Origin of the sequence: Paraburkholderia diazotrophica, from assembly GCF_038900755.1 — a bacterium.
GTDB classification, from domain to species: Bacteria; Pseudomonadota; Gammaproteobacteria; order Burkholderiales; family Burkholderiaceae; genus Paraburkholderia; species Paraburkholderia diazotrophica_A.
In genome coordinates this window covers 885652-901451 of sequence record NZ_JBBPEN010000001.1, presented here as the reverse complement: position 1 = coordinate 901451, position 15800 = coordinate 885652, and the positions used below count along the sequence as shown (strand labels likewise).

Genomic DNA, 15800 nt, shown 5'->3' with positions numbered 1-15800 from the left:
TCCCTTCGGTTCAAATAAGCGTTCTGTGCATTGTAGTCCGCAAGCCGTGGCGGAAATATGAAATGCGCCCTCTGTCACGAGACAGCGACATTTTAGCTCTAAACGTCTAGACGTTTAGACGAATAGATGCTCAAATGTCTGCACTTGCCACTGATCGTCCACTTCCAGGAAATGCCGATGAGCGCCCCCGCTTCTCCGCCTGCCACCGCCTCCCCTGCCTCTGCCAACCCCGCGCGCCGCGCATGGATGGCCGTCCTCGCCCGCGCGCCGCGCGCCGATCTCGAAGCCGCGCTGAACCGCGCGATGGAAGGCACGCCGTTCCCCGCTTTCGACTGGCTGCGTCCGCCCGAGATCGGGCTTGCGATGGTGCGCGGGCGCATCGGCGGCACGGGCGATGCGTTCAATCTCGGCGAAGCGACCGTCACGCGCGCCACGCTGCGTCTGCGTACGGCCAGTGACGATGCGGATAAAGGCGCAACCGTCGGCGTCGCATGTCATCTGGGACGCGACCGCCGCCGCGCCGAACTCGCTGCTATCGCAGACGCATTGCTGCAAACGCCGCAGCATCGCGAACGCCTGCAACAGCAGCTGATCGCGCCGCTCGCGACGCAACTCGCGGCGAAACGCGCGCAACGTCAACAGGACGCCGCATCGACGCGCGTCGAATTCTTCACGATGGTCCGAGGCGACTGATGAACCCTTCCACGCAATCCGCGCAGATCGCGCTCTCGATGCTGACGCCGGGCTTCGCCGATCCCGTCCACGATACGCAGACGGTGTTTCGCACGCTGCTCGATACGCTGTCGCGTCCGGGCAAGATCGGCACGATCGACAACGTGCTGCCCGCTTCGCGCAGCGACGCGCGCAACAACCTGCCGCATGCGCGCGCCGATCTCGCCGCTTTCGCCGCGCTGCTCGCGCTGTGCGACTACTCGACACCCGTGTGGCTCTCGCAGCCCGATGCCGTGCTCGGCTCGGCGTTGCGCTTTCATACGGGCGCGCCGCTCGTCGACGAGCCGCAAGACGCCGCGTTCGCCTACGTGCACGACGCGAGCACGCTGCCGCCCCTCACGAGCTTTGCGCTCGGCGCGCCCGAAACGCCGGAGCAATCGGTGACCCTGCTGGTGCGCGTCGATTCGCTAACGCAAGGTGAATCCGTCACGTTGCGCGGCCCCGGCATCGAAGACACGCACACGATCGCGCCTTCCGGCCTGCCCGCGCGGTTCTGGCGCGAGCGCGCCGAACTCACGCCGCTCTTTCCGTGCGGCATCGACTGTTATCTCGTCTGCGGCGACACGCTGATCGGCCTGCCGCGCACAACCCGAGTGGAGCTGAACTAATGTACGTTGCCGTCAAAGGTGGAGAACGCGCGATCGAAGCATCGTGGCGTCTGCTCGACAAGGCGCGCCGCGGCGATACGCAGTTCGCCGAACTGAGCGTCGCGCAGATCCGCACGCAGTTGCGCCTCGCCGTCGCGCGCGTGATGACGGAAGGCTCGGTCTACGACGAAGAGCTTGCTGCGCTCGCGATCAAGCAGGCAGCCGGCGATCTCGTCGAAGCGATCTTCCTGTTGCGCGCCTATCGGACGACGCTGCCGCGCTTCGGCTATACGCAGCCCGTCGATACGGAAGCCATGCACATCGAGCGGCGCATCTCCGCGACGTTCAAGGACGTGCCGGGCGGCCAGATGCTCGGCGCGACGTATGACTACACGCAGCGTCTGCTCGATTTCACGTTGCTCGCCGAAGGCGACGACGATGGCGCCGCGCCCGTGAAGCGAAGCGAAAACGCCAGCCACGAAACGATGCCGCGCGTCGTCACGCTGCTCGACAAGGAAGGCCTGATCGAACAGGAACATGAGTGCGAAGGCGCGCCCGAACCCGGCGATCTGTCGCGCGAGCCGCTGTCGTTTCCCGCGAGCCGCGCGACGCGCCTGCAAAATCTCGCGCGTGGCGACGAAGGCTTTCTGCTCGCAATGGGCTACGCGACCCAGCGCGGCTACGCGCACTCGCATCCGTTCGCGGGCGAGATCCGCTTCGGCACGGTGGCCGTCGAAATGGAACTCGACGAACTCGGCGAGGCCGTCGAGATCGGTGAAATCGACGTGACGGAATGCCAGATGATCAACCAGTTCGCGGGCAGCAATGAAGTGCCGCCCACGTTCACGCAAGGCTATGGTCTCGCGTTCGGTCACTCGGAGCGCAAGGCGATGGCGATGGCGTTGGTCGATCGCGCGCTGCGCGCCGAAGAGCTCGGCGAAACGCTCGGCTCGCCGACGCAGGATGTCGAATTCATCCTGTCGCACAGCGATAACGTCGAGGCATCGGGCTTCGTGCAGCATCTGAAGCTACCGCATTACGTCGACTTCCAGGCCGAACTCGAACTCGTGCGCCGCCTGTGCGCGAAACACGCGGCGCGCGATCAGCGCGACGGCAGCGCGCCGAACGGTAAAGAGACCAAAGAGGAGCAAGCGGCATGAACGCGCCCGACACGACGATGCAAACTTCGGCGCACGACAGCGCCGCCGAGGGCTACAACTTCGCGTATCTCGACGAGCAGACCAAGCGCATGATCCGCCGCGCGCTGCTGAAGGCGGTGGCCGTGCCGGGCTATCAGGTGCCGTTCGCGTCGCGCGAAATGCCGCTGCCGTTCGGCTGGGGCACGGGCGGCATTCAGGTGACGGCGTCGATCATCGGGCGCGACGACACGCTGAAAGTGATCGACCAGGGCTCCGACGAAACGACGAACGCCGTCAACATTCGCCGCTTCTTCGCGCGCACGACGGGCGTCAGCACGACTCGCAAGACGAGCGAGGCGACCATCGTGCAGACGCGTCACCGCATCCCGGAAACGCCTCTCACCGACAAGCAGATTCTCGTCTATCAGGTGCCGATGCCCGAGCCGCTCTTCCGGCTCGAGCCGCGCGTCGCGGAGTGCAAGAAGCTGCACGCGCTCGCCGACTACGGGCTCATCAGCGTGAAGCTGTACGAGGACATCGTGCATCACGGCAGCATCGCGACGACGTATGACTACCCGGTGATCGTCAACGGACGCTATCTCGCGTCGCCGTCGCCGATCCCGAAGTACGACAACCCGAAGATGCACATGAACCCCGCGCTGCAGCTGTTCGGCGCGGGACGCGAGCGTCGCATCCACGCGATTCCGCCGTACACGCCCGTAAAAAGCCTCGATTTCGACGATCATCCGTTCGAGGTGCAACGCTGGGATCATGCCTGTGCGCTGTGCGGATCGACGGAAAGCTTCCTCGATGAAATGATCGTCGACGATGCGGGCAAGCGCATGTTCGTCTGCTCGGACAGCGACTACTGCCACGAGCGTCGCGAACAGCAAGGGATCGAAGAAGTCGGGGAACACAACGAAGGAGAAAGCGCATGACGCCGCTTCTGAGCGCACGCGCGCTCACCAAACAGTACGGCGGCCGCAACGGTTGCCGCAACGTCAGCTTCGATCTGTATCCGGGCGAAGTGCTGTGCATCGTCGGCGAATCGGGCTCGGGCAAATCGACGCTGCTGAACACGCTTGCGCTGCGCACGAACGCCGATGCAGGCACGCTGCACTATGCAAGCGCACATGGCGAAACGCTTGATCTGCTCGAATTGTCGGAGCCGCGCAAGCGTCTCTTGATGCGCACCGAGTGGGGCTTCGTCCAGCAGAATCCGCGCGACGGCTTGCGCAACGGCGTGTCGGCGGGCGCGAATATCGGCGAGCCGTTGATGGCCGTCGGCGCGCGCCATTACGGCCGGATCCGCGACACGGCGACGCAATGGATGTCGCGCGTCGAACTCGATGCAACGCGTATCGACGAACTGCCTTCGGCGTTTTCGGGCGGCATGCAGCAGCGTCTGCAGATCGCGCGCAATCTCGTGACGGGCCCGCGCCTCGTGTTCATGGACGAACCCACGGCGGGTCTCGACGTGTCGGTGCAGGCGCGTCTGCTCGATCTGCTGCGCACGCTGACGTCGACGCTGCATCTGTCCGTGCTGATCGTCACGCACGACATCGGCGTGGCTCGCCTGCTCGCGCATCGGCTGATGGTGATGCAGGGCGGCGAAGTGGTCGAAGCGGGGCTCACGGATCAGGTACTCGACGATCCGCAGCACCCGTACACGCAGACGCTCGTCTCTTCCGTTCTTCCCGTTTGAGGTCCTGGCGATGACAACGTCAATCGAAACATCGTTCGTCGACAACCACGCGCTGATGCTGCGCGCCGTCAATATCGGCAAGACGTTCACGCTGCACGGCCAGGGCGGCGTGCGGATCGAAGCGCTCGCGGGCGTGTCGCTCGACGTCGAGCGCGGCGAATGCGTCGTGCTGGTCGGGCCGTCGGGCGCGGGCAAGAGCACGTTCCTGCGCTGCCTGTACGGCAACTATCTGGCGAGCACGGGCTCGATCGCGATCCGCGACGAAGCGCACGAAGCGAAGCACGTGCGGATCACGGGCGCCGAGCCGCGCGACGTGCTGTATTTGCGGCGCAGTGTCGTCGGCTATGTGAGCCAGTTCCTGCGCGTGATTCCGCGCGTGAGCGCGCTCGATCTCGTCGCCGAGCCGCTCGTCTCGCGCGGCGTCGACGAAAACGAAGCGCACGAGCGCGCCGCAGCATTGCTCGCGCGGCTCAACGTGCCGGAACGTCTGTGGCCGCTCGCGCCCGCGACGTTTTCGGGCGGCGAGCAGCAGCGCGTGAATATCGCGCGCGGCCTGATCGCGGAACATCCCGTGCTGCTGCTTGACGAACCGACGGCTTCACTCGATGCGGAAAACCGTGACATCGTCGCGGATCTGATCGTCGAAGCGCGCGAGCGCGGCGCGGCCATCGTCGGCATCTTCCACGACGAGGACACGCGCGCGAAAGTCGCCACGCGCAGGCTCGAACTGCGTCCACCGCTGCGTCACACACCGGCACTACACTGATATCGATCGGATACGGAGCATCCAGATGTTGATCAAGAACGCTCGCGTCGTGACGCGGGACGAAGTTTTCAACGGCGTCGTGCAGGTCGAAGACGGCGTGATTCGCGACGTCGCGCGCGGCACGACGTCCGCCGCCGACGCCCAGGACTGGGACGGCGACTACGTGTTGCCGGGCCTGATCGAACTGCATACGGACAATCTCGAGAAGCATCTGGTGCCGCGTCCGGGCGTCGAATGGAATACGGACGCCGCGTTCGTGATCCACGACGCGCAGGTGGCGGCCGCCGGCATCACGACGGTGTTCGATGCGCTCGCAATCGGCTCGCGCTCGAGCGTCGGCTTGCGCGGCCGCGACACGCAGACGCGTTGCGCGCAAGCGCTGCAGCGTTTCTCCGAGCGCAAGCTGCTGCGCGCCGAGCACTTCCTGCATCTGCGCTGCGAAATCGCGACGCCCGACGTGGTCGAAGTGTTCGACACGCTGAAGGGCCATCCGCTGCTGCGTCTCGCGTCCGTGATGGATCACACGCCCGGCCAGCGCCAATGGCACGACCGCGACCAATGGCGCCGCTTTCAGGAGCGCCACGGCAAGATGACGGACGAACACGTGGCCGCCACGCTCGTTGCGCTAGAAAACGAACAGCAGCGCTTTGCGGACCAGCATCGCCACGAGATCGTCGAGCGCTGCAAGACGCTGGGGGTGCCCGTCGCGAGCCACGACGACACGCTCGTCGAGCACGTGCAGCAGGCCGCCGACGAAGGCATCGTGCTCGCCGAATTTCCGACCACGCGCGTTGCCGCCGAGGCCGCGCACCGTCACGGCATCGCGACGATCATGGGCGCGCCGAACATCGTGCGCGGCGGCTCGCACTCGGGCAACGTGTCGGCGCTGGAGCTGGCAAAAGCGGGACTGCTCGATATCCTCTCGTCCGACTACGTGCCGTCGAGCCTGCTGACGGCCGCCTTCGAACTCGTCGACAAGGCCGGCTGGACGCTGCCGAAGGCGATGGCGACCGTGTCGGCGGAACCGGCGCGCACGGCCGGCCTGCACGACCGCGGCGCGATCGAAACGGGGCTGCGCGCGGATTTCGTCCGCGTGACGATGCTCGATGCATTGCCCGTGCCGCGCGCGACGTATCGCGCGGGCGAGCGAATCGTTTGATACTTCTGGGCGGGCCGCCCGGTCCGGCTCGGCCTGTTTGCGTCGCCGAGCGTAAGCCACTGAGCGAACAGCGTTTGCCGCACTGCCGCATGAGCGGCAAACGCGCGCGTCAAAGGCGCCCGCCGTCGATCGATGACTGTCGATTGGCTTTCGGCCCGCCTTCTTGCCCCATATCACAAAATCGCCCTTTAGAGGCAATACTCCTGTGCCATCCGGTGTTTCACTAGCACCGCAAATATTTTGATTTGTTAAGCTTGGCGCGCGCTGCTGGCGGCTGGCCAGCGGCCATTAGACAAGCCCGGACACAATGGCCGGGCATCGTCGCGCGGCGGCACAACCGCATGCGGGACACTTCGAACCACTCCCGGGAGTACATCAGTGAAAAAACTGCTTGCGGCTTTGACGGTTGCCCTGCTCGCCACCGTCTCGATCGGCGCACACGCAAAAGACTGGACCACCATCCGTTTCGGCGTCGACGCCAGCTATCCGCCGTTTGAATCGAAGGGCTCCGACGGCAAGCTGGTCGGCTTCGACATCGACCTCGGCAACGAAATCTGCGCGCGCCTGAAGGCGAAGTGCGTGTGGGTCGAAAACGACTTCGACGGCATGATCCCGGCTCTGAAAGCGAAGAAGTTCGACGGCGTGCTGTCGTCGATGTCGATGACGCCGCAACGCGCCGAACAGATCGCTTTCTCGTCGAAGCTGTTCAACACGCCGACGCGCCTCGTCGCGAAGAAGGGCTCGAACATCCTGCCGACGGCGGAATCGCTGTCGGGCAAATCGGTCGGCGTCGAACAGGGCACGATCCAGGAAACGTACGCAAAGACCTACTGGGAACCGAAGGGCGCGAAGGTCGTGCCGTACCAGAACCAGGACCAGGTCTACGCCGACCTGATCTCGGGCCGTCTTGACGCTGCGCTGCAAGACGCCGTGCAGGCTGAAATCGGCTTCCTGAAGACGCCGCGCGGCGCGGGCTTCCAGTTCGTCGGCAAGGATCTCGAAGACAAGAAGATTCTCGGCGAAGGCGCCGGCATCGGCATGCGCAAGGAAGACACCGATCTGAAGGCAAAGGTCGACAAGGCAATCGCCGACATCATCAAGGACGGCACGTACAAGAAGATCGAGAAGAAGTACTTCGACTTCGACGTGTACGGCAGCTGATCGTCGCCGCATCGCGCGAGGCGCGCAACGCCGCCTCGCGACGCTACACAGACGGGCTCCGTTCGGAGCCCGTTTCGTTTTTGGCTCAAGGCTTGCGCGAGGCCAGACGAGGCTCAAGACGAGGCTTAAGGCGAGGCTCAAGCGAGGCTCAAGCAAGCCCCGGCCCATCCGGCCCGAAAGCGGGCGTTCGCCCGCGCCGCCCAAATGGGCTAAGATCGAACGGTTCATCGGCGCGACTAGTCCGGTTCGTTGTGCGCGCCACCGTTTCAAGCCTCATCCCTTTGCAACTACAGCGCGCGCTGCGCGTCGTCGGCAGCGCCACATCGATCATGCAAACCCACAATCATCCGCTGATTTCCCCGACCCTCGGCACCGCTCGCAGCCTGACGAGCTTCCACTACGGTCCGAGCGGCGGCCAGAAGGTCTACATCCAGTCGTCGCTGCACGCGGACGAGCTGCCCGGCATGCTGGTGTCGTGGGCGCTGCGCCGCAAGCTCGAAGCGCTCGAAGCCGCGGGCAAGCTGCGCGGCGAAGTCGTCGTCGTGCCCGTCGCGAACCCGATCGGGCTGAACCAGCACGTGCTCGGCCTGCTCGCCGGCCGCTTCGAAACGAACACCGCGCAGAACTTCAACCGCAACTTCTACAACCTGTTCGAGCTGATCGAGCCCGTGATCGAAGAACGTCTGACGGGCGACGCGGACCAGAACCGCGCGATCGTCCGCCAGGCGATGCGCGAAGCGCTCGACGCGCAAAAACCCCGCACCGAAATCGAATCGCAACGTCTCGCGCTGCAACAGCTGTCGTATGACGCGGACATCGTGCTCGACCTGCATTGCGACTGGGAAGCGGCGCTGCATCTGTACACGAACCCGGACCTGTGGCCCGACGTCGAGCCGCTCGCGCGCTATCTGGATTCGAAGGCGTCGCTGCTCGCAGTCGATTCCGTCGGCAATCCGTTCGATGAGATTCACAGCTTCTGCTGGTCCGAGCTGCGCACGCGCGCCGGCGACCGTTTCCCGATTCCGAACGGCTCGATCTCGGTGACGATCGAGCTGCGCAGCCAGCGCGATGTCTCATACGAGTTCGCCGAGCACGACGCGCAAGGCATCATCGAATACCTGACGCATCGCGGTCTGGTCGCGGGCGAAGCCGCGCCGCTGCCCCCACTCGAGTTCGCCGCGACGCCGCTCGCGGGCACCGAGCCGATCGTGACGCCCGCAAGCGGCGTCGTCGTGTATCGCCAGGAAGTGGGCAAGTGGGTCGACGCGGGCGAGCCCGTCGCCGATATCGTCGATCCGCTGACGGACCGCATCGTCACGCTCAAGACGAACGTGGCGGGCGTGATGTACGCGCGCCATCTGTCGCGCTTTGCCCAGGCCGGGATGGAAATCGCGCGCATCGCGGGCGCGAAGGCATACCGCACGGGGCAATTGCTGTCGGCGTAACGATGCCTGCGGCGAGCGCCGCTTCGCTCAAAACGAATCGCCCGCCCTGCGCGGGCGATTCTGTTTGCAGCGCCTGAAGCGCTCCTGCATCGGTCAGCGACACGCGACGCAGCGCATATGCACAGGTTCGCGCACAAGCCTTTCATACGCGAATGATCATCTGTCGCATTTGTACGACAAATTTATTAGAAATATTTACTGTCATATTGCTTTCTCTTGCTCCCTATAAATTTGCGCCCGTCGCGCGACCTGCCAGAGAGCCAGGCTCGCGATCGCACTTTTAACCGGAGAAAGCTTTTGAACAAGAAGATCATTACCACCGCTCTACTCGCCTCGGCTTTTGCAGGCTCCGCACACGCACAAAGCAGCGTCACGCTGTATGGCCTGATCGACGCTGGTATCAGCTACGCGAATCACTCGAAGACGTCGGCAGGCGGTTCGGGAAAGCTGTTCAAGTATGACGACGGCGTCGCGCAAGGCAGCCGTTGGGGCCTGCGCGGCACGGAAGACCTGGGCGGCGGCCTGAAGGCACTGTTCGTGCTCGAAAGCGGCTTCAACAGCGGCAACGGCACGCTGGGTCAAGGCGGCGCGCTGTTCGGCCGTCAGGCATATGTCGGTGTGTCGAAGAACGGCATCGGCTCGCTGACGTTCGGTCGTCAATACTCGTTCTCGACCGACTACCTCGGCGGCAACTATTCGACGGGCGGCCTGACGGTTGCCGGTAACTACGCTTACCACATCAACGACGTCGACCAGCTGACGTCGAGCCGCATCAACAACGCAGTCAAGTTCAGCAGCGCGAACTTCTCGGGCCTGACGTTCGGCGCGATGTACGGCTTCTCGAACTCGACGGCGTTCGCAGGCGCACCGGCAACGGGCACGACGGCTAACCCCGTCGCCGGCTCGTCGCGCGCATACAGCTTCGGCCTGAACTACGCGAACGGCCCGATCGGCCTCGGCGCAGCGTACACGGACATCCGCTTCCCGAGCCAGGCAACGCCCGCCTTCTCGACGTCGATCGCAAACGTCGGCACGGGCACCGTGCGCGACCTGCGCACGTTCGGCCTCGGCGGCCGCTACATCATCGGACCGGCAACGCTCTACGCGCTGTGGACGAACACGCATTTCGAGCCGCTCACGGGTGGTTCGACGACGTTCAACAACTACGAAGGCGGCGTCAAGTACGCGTTCACGCCGGCGCTGGCAGGCGGCCTCGGCTACACGTACTCGCAACTGACGGGCGCGACGCACGGCCACTTCAACCAGGTGGACGCGAGCGTCGACTATGCACTGTCGAAGCGCACCGATGTCTACGCGCTCGCGATCTATCAGGACGCATCGGGCAAGATCGGCAACACGCCGATCCAGGCTCAGATCGGTTCGTCGACGTCGTACTTCAACACGTCGGGTTCGGGCTCGCAAAACCAGCTGGCGTTCCGCGTCGGCATGCGCCACAAGTTCTAAGCTGTGTCGCGAAGCGAAGCGCCGCTGGGCGTTTCGCTTGCGCGCAGATGGACTGGAAGAACGCTCCGCTCGCGGGGCGTTTTCTTTTTCTGATGCGCAGCTTGCTTGTATTGCCCTTGCCGCTGCGCTAGTCCGGCGTCACGAAAATCCGTATCTCGCCGTTCGGCGCCGGCATGATGAAGTCGCACGTGCGGCCCGCGCGCACGTCGAAGAGCAGCCGGTCGAGCCGTTCGACCTGCGCCGCCTTTTCGCCCGCGCTCAGCCCATGGGCGTCATCTGAATTCTTCAGCAGCGCCTGCCGCGCGGTCAGAATGCGTGCGACCGCGCTCGTTCTCGATACGAAAACCTCTTCCATCCCGGATGCATCCTTCAGGCGCGGCCCTATGCGAATACCGCACGCCGCGCCAGCTACGTTCAAAAGCACTGCGCCAGCCATTACGACGGCGCGTGATGATTTTATGGGCATGCGGGAATTCCTGCCGCGATGCGTACACGAACGCTCGTGCAAGCGGCACGCTGCCGTGCGTCGAGCGCGTCATCGAAGCGGCCGCGACCCAACGCCGCAATGGCTGTTCCCGGACAAGGCGCATCCACCCGCCCACTGCGCGATCTGTTACGCTGCGCCCTTTCCCTCAGCCTGAACCTGTGAAGATGGAAATTCCATTCAACGAACGCGGCGTCTCGGTCACGCGCAATGCCTTGTCGGCGGCCGGCCAGATCTTTCCGTTGCGCGATATCCGGAACGTGCGCGTCGTCACCGTGCACAAGAACAAGGTCTTGCCCTACGCGATTTCACTGATCGGCGCAGCGGGCGCGGTCGCCGGCGGCATCTATGCGTCGCCGGCTGGCATCGTGTGCGGCGTGATGCTGGTCGTGGTCGGCTGGCTCACGTGGCGCACCCAGGACATCACGCATCGGCTGATGATCCAGACGGGCGACGCCGAACGCGAAGCGTTGTCCAGCATCGACCTGCCGTTCGTCGAGCGTGTCGCGCAGACAGTCCGCGATGTACTCGCCGCGTCCGAACAGAAAAGCTGAGGGCTCACGCGGGCACGCGCCGTCTTTACAGAAAATTGACGGCGCTGGCGGCTCTTTTTTCACGCGCTCGAGATGCCGCCCGCTACAGTGAACGTGTCTCAACACTCGCGCCGCCAATCCCGCGGCGACGCATCGACGATGCAATCGCAACCCATCCTCGCTTCATCGTGCGCCGCTTCCCGCCGCACGCCGGCCACGGATCTCGCGCAGCAACGGGCGCTGTCCCTCGTGACGATCGACGTGACCGTGCCCGGCACCTCGTCGGCGTCGGGCCGCCGCGCATTGCAGAAAGCGCTCGGCGAAGGCGCGCGTCTCCTCGTGATCGACTCCGACAAACGCAACGCGTGCATCACCTTTCGCGTCGACGTGATGGCGCGCAGCATCGGCGATGTGGTCGGCGCACTCGCGGGCGCGCTGCGCCGCGCCACCATCGGCCGCGTGCGTGCGGTCTGCGCCACGCATCCGATCGCGCGACGCCACTGACCGGAAGGAGCGTACAGGCGCGATGCCGCGCCACGCACACACATTTTTGCAGGTGGCTCAGACGGCGCGCGTAGAGTCGGCGGTCCTGTCATCTCGCGTGCCCTCGCGCCAGGCCAACCGCGCGTCGCGAACGCAAGCCCTCCGCGTTCGTTGAAACCTGAAGCACCATGCCTGCCTTGCGGAGCGTGGCTGTCGCCGGGACCACGCATTTTCTGCAAGGTGTGTGCGATGCCTGTCCCGCTGTTTGCTCCGTCGTTTGTCTTGCTGTTTGCCTCGCTGCTTGCCACGCTGTGCGTTCATCTCTTCCGGCGCAAATCCGGCTTTGCCGGCGCGCTGTCCGTGCTCGTGCTCGCTGCCTGCTCCACGCCGATCTCGACGCCCGTTGCGCCCGAAACGAAAGCGAGCCTCATCAACGAAGGACGCGATGGCCTGCTCGTGCCGCTGAACGCCGAACGCAGCGACACGCACGGCCGCACGTCGATCGGATTGCCCGTGCAGATTGACGGCAAGGCCGTCTATCTGATGCTCGATACGGGCACGCGCGGCGTGCGCGTGCTGTCGTCCGTGCTGCCGCGCTCGAACTATCCGGCAGCGGGCGCGCGAACCTCGCTCGCCTTCGCGACGGATGCGCAGGTTTCCGGCGCCGTCGTCAATGTGCCGCTGAGCATCGCGGGCACGAAGCCCGTCGATGTCGCCGCGCAAGCCGTCGACGAAGTCAGCTGTCTGAAGACCAACAAGCGCTGTGTCGCGCAGGACGGCTACACGGGCGAATTCGGCTGGGCGTTCTCGGGCATCCTGGGCATCGGCGCCGACGAGCCACGCGACGCCTGCTGCACGCAACCGCTGCGCGCGCTGCCCGCGAACATCGGTCAGCGCTATCTGGTGCGCTCGAACCTCAATCGCCCGTTTCTCGTGCTGAGCCCGTCAAATGCGCTGACGAAGGACTTCACGCTCGTGCCCTTCACCGTCGCGAAGGACGGCTCGACGCAATGGCCGACGGGCTGCGTGCAAGTGGCCAGCAAGATGCGCTTTTGCGCGCCCGTCGTCTTTTCGACGGGCGGCACGGACATGATCCGCATCGAGACCGACAAGGCTCCCGACTGGGCCGGCGATACCGACGAGCACAAGGCGTTTGCTCAAGGCAACTACGACGTGGTGCTCGGTTTCGCCGACTGGGCGCATCGCTTCAACGATGCGCAAACGGCGATCGTGAAAGCCGCGCCGGGCGCGAACCGCATCGTGATAGGGCTGATGTCGCTGCAGAGCATCGACGTGCTGTTCGACTTCCCCAACGGCAAGCTCGGCTTGCGCGCGTCGAAAGAGATCGAACGGATGGGGGGCTGAAACGCGCGCTTCGTCTGAAACGACGATGCGAGGCGAACACCCGAAGTCAACGTAGCAAACATAAAAGCCGCCGCGCGATTCATCATCGCGCGGCGGCTTTTCCAATCAACGAACGAGCCGACGATCATTCGATGTCGACAGGCTTCACGTTCCAGATATCGCGCGCGTACTCGGCGATCGTTCGGTCCGACGAGAACTGCCCCATGCCAGCGACGTTTTCGATCGCGCTCGACGTCCAGCCGCGCCGGTCGACGTAGCGTCGGTCGACCTCTTCCTGCATCTTCGCAAACGCCGCGAAATCCGCGAGCACCATGTAGTGGTCGCCCCAATCGACGAGCGTATGGAAGATGTCCGAGAAGCGCAGCGGATCGTCCGGCGAGAAAAAACCCGTGCGTATCTGATCGAGCGCCACCCGCAGTTCCGGGTCGTGCTCGTAGATCTCGCGCGGCCGATACCCCTTCGCGCGCAGATCGTCTACCTGATCGGCCGTATGCCCGAAGATGAAGATGTTCTCGCGGCCGACGGCATCGCTGATCTCGATGTTCGCGCCGTCCATCGTGCCGATCGTCAGCGCGCCGTTCAGCGCGAGCTTCATGTTGCCCGTGCCCGACGCTTCCGTGCCCGCCATCGAAATCTGCTCGGACAGATCGGCGGCGGGAATGATCAGCTCGGCTACGCTCACGCCGTAGTTCGGCACGAACACGACCTTGAGCTTGTCGCCGATCAGCGGATCGTTGTTCACCTTCTGGGCCACGTCGCCGATCAGCTTGATGATCGTCTTCGCCATCCGGTACGCGGACGCCGCCTTGCCCGCGAACATCACGACACGCGGCACCCAGTCGCGCTCCGGATGCGAGCGAATGCGGTTGTAGCGCACGATCACGTGCAGCACGTTCAGCAATTGCCGCTTGTATTCGTGGATGCGCTTGACCTGCAGATCGAAGAGCGCTTCGGGATCGAACGTCATCTTCGTATGCTGCTGAAGCCGATGGATCAGACGCATCTTGTTCAGCCGCTTCGCTTCATGGAACGCGTCGATGAACGCGGGGTCGTTGCGCAGATCGCGCAGCTTCGACAGTTCGAACAGATCGCGCCGCCAGTGCGTGCCGATCTGGTCGTCGATCAGCTTCGACATCGAAGGGCTCGCCTGCGCGAGCCAGCGACGCGGCGTCACGCCGTTCGTCACGTTCGTGAAGCGCTCGGGGAACATGCGCGCGAAGTCCGCGAAGATGTCGCGCGTCATCAGTTGCGAGTGCAACTTCGAGACACCGTTCACCTTCTGGCTCGCGACGATCGCGAGATGCGCCATCCGCACGCGCCGCTGCCCGTATTCGTCGACGAGCGAAATGCGCCGGATCATGTCGACGTCATGGCCCGAATGCTCGCTCACGTGCTTGAGAAACTCGGCGTTGATCTCGAAGATGATTTCGAGGTGGCGCGGCAACAGACGCGCGAGCGTCTCCACGTCCCATGTTTCGAGTGCTTCGGGCATCAGCGTGTGGTTCGTGTACGAGAACATCTGCTGCACGTCTTTCCATGCTTTCGCCCACGGCACGCGATGCACGTCGACGAGCAGTCGCATCAGTTCGGGAATCGCGAGCACGGGGTGCGTGTCGTTCAGATGCACCGCGACCTTCTCGGCGAAGCGGCCGAACGTGCTGTGCGTGCGCTGATAACGGCGAATCAGGTCCTGCATCGTCGCCGACACGAAAAAGTACTCCTGACGCAGGCGCAACTCGCGGCCGGCGGGCGTCGAGTCGTCGGGATACAGCAGGCGCGATACGTTCTCCGACATGTTCTTCGCGTCGACGGCGCGCCGATAGTCTCCCTGATTGAACGCCGACAGATCGAGCTCTTCCGTCGCGCGCGCGGACCACAGGCGCAGCGTGTTCGTCGCGCTCGTCGCGAAGCCGGGGATCACGGTGTCGTAGGCCATCGCGTTGACGTGCTGCGTTTCGATCCACTCGACGTGCCCGTCGCGCTGCACGGTGCGTCCGCCAAAATGCACGATGTACTGCACTTCAGGGCGCGGAAACTCCCACGGGTTGCCCGCGCGCAGCCAGTAGTCCGGCGTTTCGATCTGCTCGCCGTCGACGATCTGCTGCTTGAACATCCCGTATTCATAGCGGATGCCGTAGCCGAAGCCCGGGATGCCGAGCGTCGCCATCGAATCGAGGAAGCACGCGGCGAGCCGTCCGAGGCCACCGTTGCCGAGCGCCGCATCGGGCTCGAGATCGGTCAGCGATTCCATATCGACGCCGAGGCCCGCCAGCGCCTCCTTCATCTGATCGTAGATGCCGAGCGCGAGCAGCGCGTTCGTGAACGTGCGCCCGATCAGAAATTCCATCGACAGGTAATACACGCGCTTCACATCCTGCTCGTATTGCAGGCGCGTGGTTTTCATCCAGCGCGCGACGAGCCGGTCGCGCACAGCGAGCGCCGCGGCATGCAGCCAGTCTTGCGGGCGCGCTGTCACGGCGTCCTTGCCGACGCCGTACATCATGCGGTTGGAGATCGAGCGCCGCAGCGCATCGACGGTACTGTTGAGCTGGTCGAATTCCAGATCCACCGCTGTCATCGAAACCTCCGGTAAATCGACGCGGCACGCGCTTTATTGCATGCGTCTCGTGCGCGGGCGGCGCGAGCCGGTCTGGTGGATAAATAAGCAGAGTAGGACATTTTGCGTGATCCCGCGTCTGCTGCCGTTGGTTGTTTCGCTGGGTTCGTGCGCTGTTTTCCCGCTTTTTCGCGCAGGATTATGTTCAGCATTGCGCCCG

The 15800-nt window shown here is 64.4% G+C and carries 15 protein-coding genes; 13 read left to right on the top strand and 2 right to left on the bottom strand.

All coding sequences use genetic code 11. The annotated features are described in order from the left end of the window. Window positions 1–177 precede the first annotated feature (177 nt). The 10 genes from phnG (at window position 178) to AABE10_RS04135 (ending at window position 10158) form a co-directional block, all read left to right on the top strand. Window positions 178–693: a phosphonate C-P lyase system protein PhnG gene (gene phnG / locus AABE10_RS04180; RefSeq protein WP_342932000.1), complete on the top strand. Its 516-nt coding sequence runs from the start codon at window positions 178–180 to the stop codon at window positions 691–693. After that, a complete protein-coding gene (phnH, locus tag AABE10_RS04175; protein ID WP_342931999.1) occupies window positions 693–1340 on the top strand; it encodes a phosphonate C-P lyase system protein PhnH in 648 nt (215 codons plus the stop codon). Before phnG ends, phnH begins: the two co-directional genes overlap by 1 nt. Further along, window positions 1340–2479, top strand: a complete 1140-nt coding sequence (locus tag AABE10_RS04170; RefSeq protein ID WP_342931998.1) for a carbon-phosphorus lyase complex subunit PhnI — start codon at window positions 1340–1342, stop codon at window positions 2477–2479. The genes phnH and AABE10_RS04170 overlap by 1 nt, the downstream gene beginning before the upstream one ends. Further along, window positions 2476–3396 carry an alpha-D-ribose 1-methylphosphonate 5-phosphate C-P-lyase PhnJ gene (locus AABE10_RS04165; protein ID WP_342931997.1) on the top strand — a complete coding sequence of 307 codons (921 nt, stop codon included), beginning with the start codon at window positions 2476–2478 and terminating at the stop codon, window positions 3394–3396. Before AABE10_RS04170 ends, AABE10_RS04165 begins: the two co-directional genes overlap by 4 nt. Further along, complete coding sequence (gene phnK, locus AABE10_RS04160; protein WP_342931996.1) at window positions 3393–4163, top strand: phosphonate C-P lyase system protein PhnK; 771 nt, start codon at window positions 3393–3395, stop codon at window positions 4161–4163. Before AABE10_RS04165 ends, phnK begins: the two co-directional genes overlap by 4 nt. 10 nt (window positions 4164–4173) lie before the next feature. Then, window positions 4174–4929, top strand: a complete 756-nt coding sequence (phnL, locus tag AABE10_RS04155; protein ID WP_342931995.1) for a phosphonate C-P lyase system protein PhnL — start codon at window positions 4174–4176, stop codon at window positions 4927–4929. A gap of 25 nt (window positions 4930–4954) precedes the next feature. Continuing rightward, entirely contained in the window at window positions 4955–6088 is a 1134-nt protein-coding gene (locus AABE10_RS04150) for an alpha-D-ribose 1-methylphosphonate 5-triphosphate diphosphatase (protein WP_342931994.1), read from the top strand. Window positions 6089–6466: 378 nt separating this feature from the next. After that, on the top strand, window positions 6467–7249 hold the full coding sequence (locus tag AABE10_RS04145; RefSeq protein WP_342931993.1) for an ABC transporter substrate-binding protein: 783 nt from the start codon (window positions 6467–6469) through the stop codon (window positions 7247–7249). A gap of 329 nt (window positions 7250–7578) precedes the next feature. Then, the gene (locus tag AABE10_RS04140) at window positions 7579–8694 is read left to right on the top strand and encodes a succinylglutamate desuccinylase/aspartoacylase family protein (protein ID WP_342931992.1); all 1116 of its coding nucleotides are present in this window, start codon (window positions 7579–7581) and stop codon (window positions 8692–8694) included. 297 nt (window positions 8695–8991) lie between these two features. After that, complete coding sequence (locus AABE10_RS04135) at window positions 8992–10158, top strand: porin (RefSeq protein WP_342931991.1); 1167 nt, start codon at window positions 8992–8994, stop codon at window positions 10156–10158. 127 nt (window positions 10159–10285) lie between these two features. On the opposite strand, the gene AABE10_RS04130 is transcribed toward AABE10_RS04135, so the two are convergent. Further along, window positions 10286–10513 carry a hypothetical protein gene (locus AABE10_RS04130; RefSeq protein WP_342931990.1) on the bottom strand — a complete coding sequence of 76 codons (228 nt, stop codon included), beginning with the start codon at window positions 10511–10513 and terminating at the stop codon, window positions 10286–10288. Between the two features lie 296 nt (window positions 10514–10809). On the opposite strand from AABE10_RS04130, the gene AABE10_RS04125 reads away from it, so the two are divergent. From AABE10_RS04125 to AABE10_RS04115, 3 genes are all read left to right on the top strand, one after another. Next, window positions 10810–11196 (top strand): DUF6232 family protein, encoded by a 387-nt coding sequence (locus AABE10_RS04125; RefSeq protein WP_342931989.1) that lies wholly within the window; start codon window positions 10810–10812, stop codon window positions 11194–11196. 138 nt (window positions 11197–11334) lie between these two features. Continuing rightward, entirely contained in the window at window positions 11335–11679 is a 345-nt protein-coding gene (locus tag AABE10_RS04120) for a hypothetical protein (protein ID WP_342931988.1), read from the top strand. 228 nt (window positions 11680–11907) lie between these two features. Next, window positions 11908–13023 carry a hypothetical protein gene (locus tag AABE10_RS04115; protein WP_342931987.1) on the top strand — a complete coding sequence of 372 codons (1116 nt, stop codon included), beginning with the start codon at window positions 11908–11910 and terminating at the stop codon, window positions 13021–13023. A 124-nt stretch (window positions 13024–13147) separates the two neighbouring features. On the opposite strand, the gene AABE10_RS04110 is transcribed toward AABE10_RS04115, so the two are convergent. Continuing rightward, window positions 13148–15601, bottom strand: coding sequence for a glycogen/starch/alpha-glucan phosphorylase (locus tag AABE10_RS04110; protein ID WP_342931986.1), 2454 nt, complete (start codon window positions 15599–15601; stop codon window positions 13148–13150). Window positions 15602–15800: the final 199 nt, after the last annotated feature.

Bases quoted from the DNA above. Each gene is read 5' to 3' on its own strand.
- phnG (WP_342932000.1), top strand. From the start codon at position 178: ATGAGCGCCCCCGCTTCTCCGCCTGCCACCGCCTCCCCTGCCTCTGCC.
- phnH (WP_342931999.1), top strand. From the start codon at position 693: ATGAACCCTTCCACGCAATCCGCGCAGATCGCGCTCTCGATGCTGACG.
- AABE10_RS04170 (WP_342931998.1), top strand. From the start codon at position 1,340: ATGTACGTTGCCGTCAAAGGTGGAGAACGCGCGATCGAAGCATCGTGG.
- AABE10_RS04165 (WP_342931997.1), top strand. From the start codon at position 2,476: ATGAACGCGCCCGACACGACGATGCAAACTTCGGCGCACGACAGCGCC.
- phnK (WP_342931996.1), top strand. From the start codon at position 3,393: ATGACGCCGCTTCTGAGCGCACGCGCGCTCACCAAACAGTACGGCGGC.
- phnL (WP_342931995.1), top strand. From the start codon at position 4,174: ATGACAACGTCAATCGAAACATCGTTCGTCGACAACCACGCGCTGATG.
- AABE10_RS04150 (WP_342931994.1), top strand. From the start codon at position 4,955: ATGTTGATCAAGAACGCTCGCGTCGTGACGCGGGACGAAGTTTTCAAC.
- AABE10_RS04140 (WP_342931992.1), top strand. From the start codon at position 7,579: ATGCAAACCCACAATCATCCGCTGATTTCCCCGACCCTCGGCACCGCT.
- AABE10_RS04130 (WP_342931990.1), bottom strand. From the start codon at position 10,513: ATGGAAGAGGTTTTCGTATCGAGAACGAGCGCGGTCGCACGCATTCTG.
- AABE10_RS04125 (WP_342931989.1), top strand. From the start codon at position 10,810: ATGGAAATTCCATTCAACGAACGCGGCGTCTCGGTCACGCGCAATGCC.
- AABE10_RS04120 (WP_342931988.1), top strand. From the start codon at position 11,335: ATGCAATCGCAACCCATCCTCGCTTCATCGTGCGCCGCTTCCCGCCGC.
- AABE10_RS04115 (WP_342931987.1), top strand. From the start codon at position 11,908: ATGCCTGTCCCGCTGTTTGCTCCGTCGTTTGTCTTGCTGTTTGCCTCG.
- AABE10_RS04110 (WP_342931986.1), bottom strand. From the start codon at position 15,601: ATGACAGCGGTGGATCTGGAATTCGACCAGCTCAACAGTACCGTCGAT.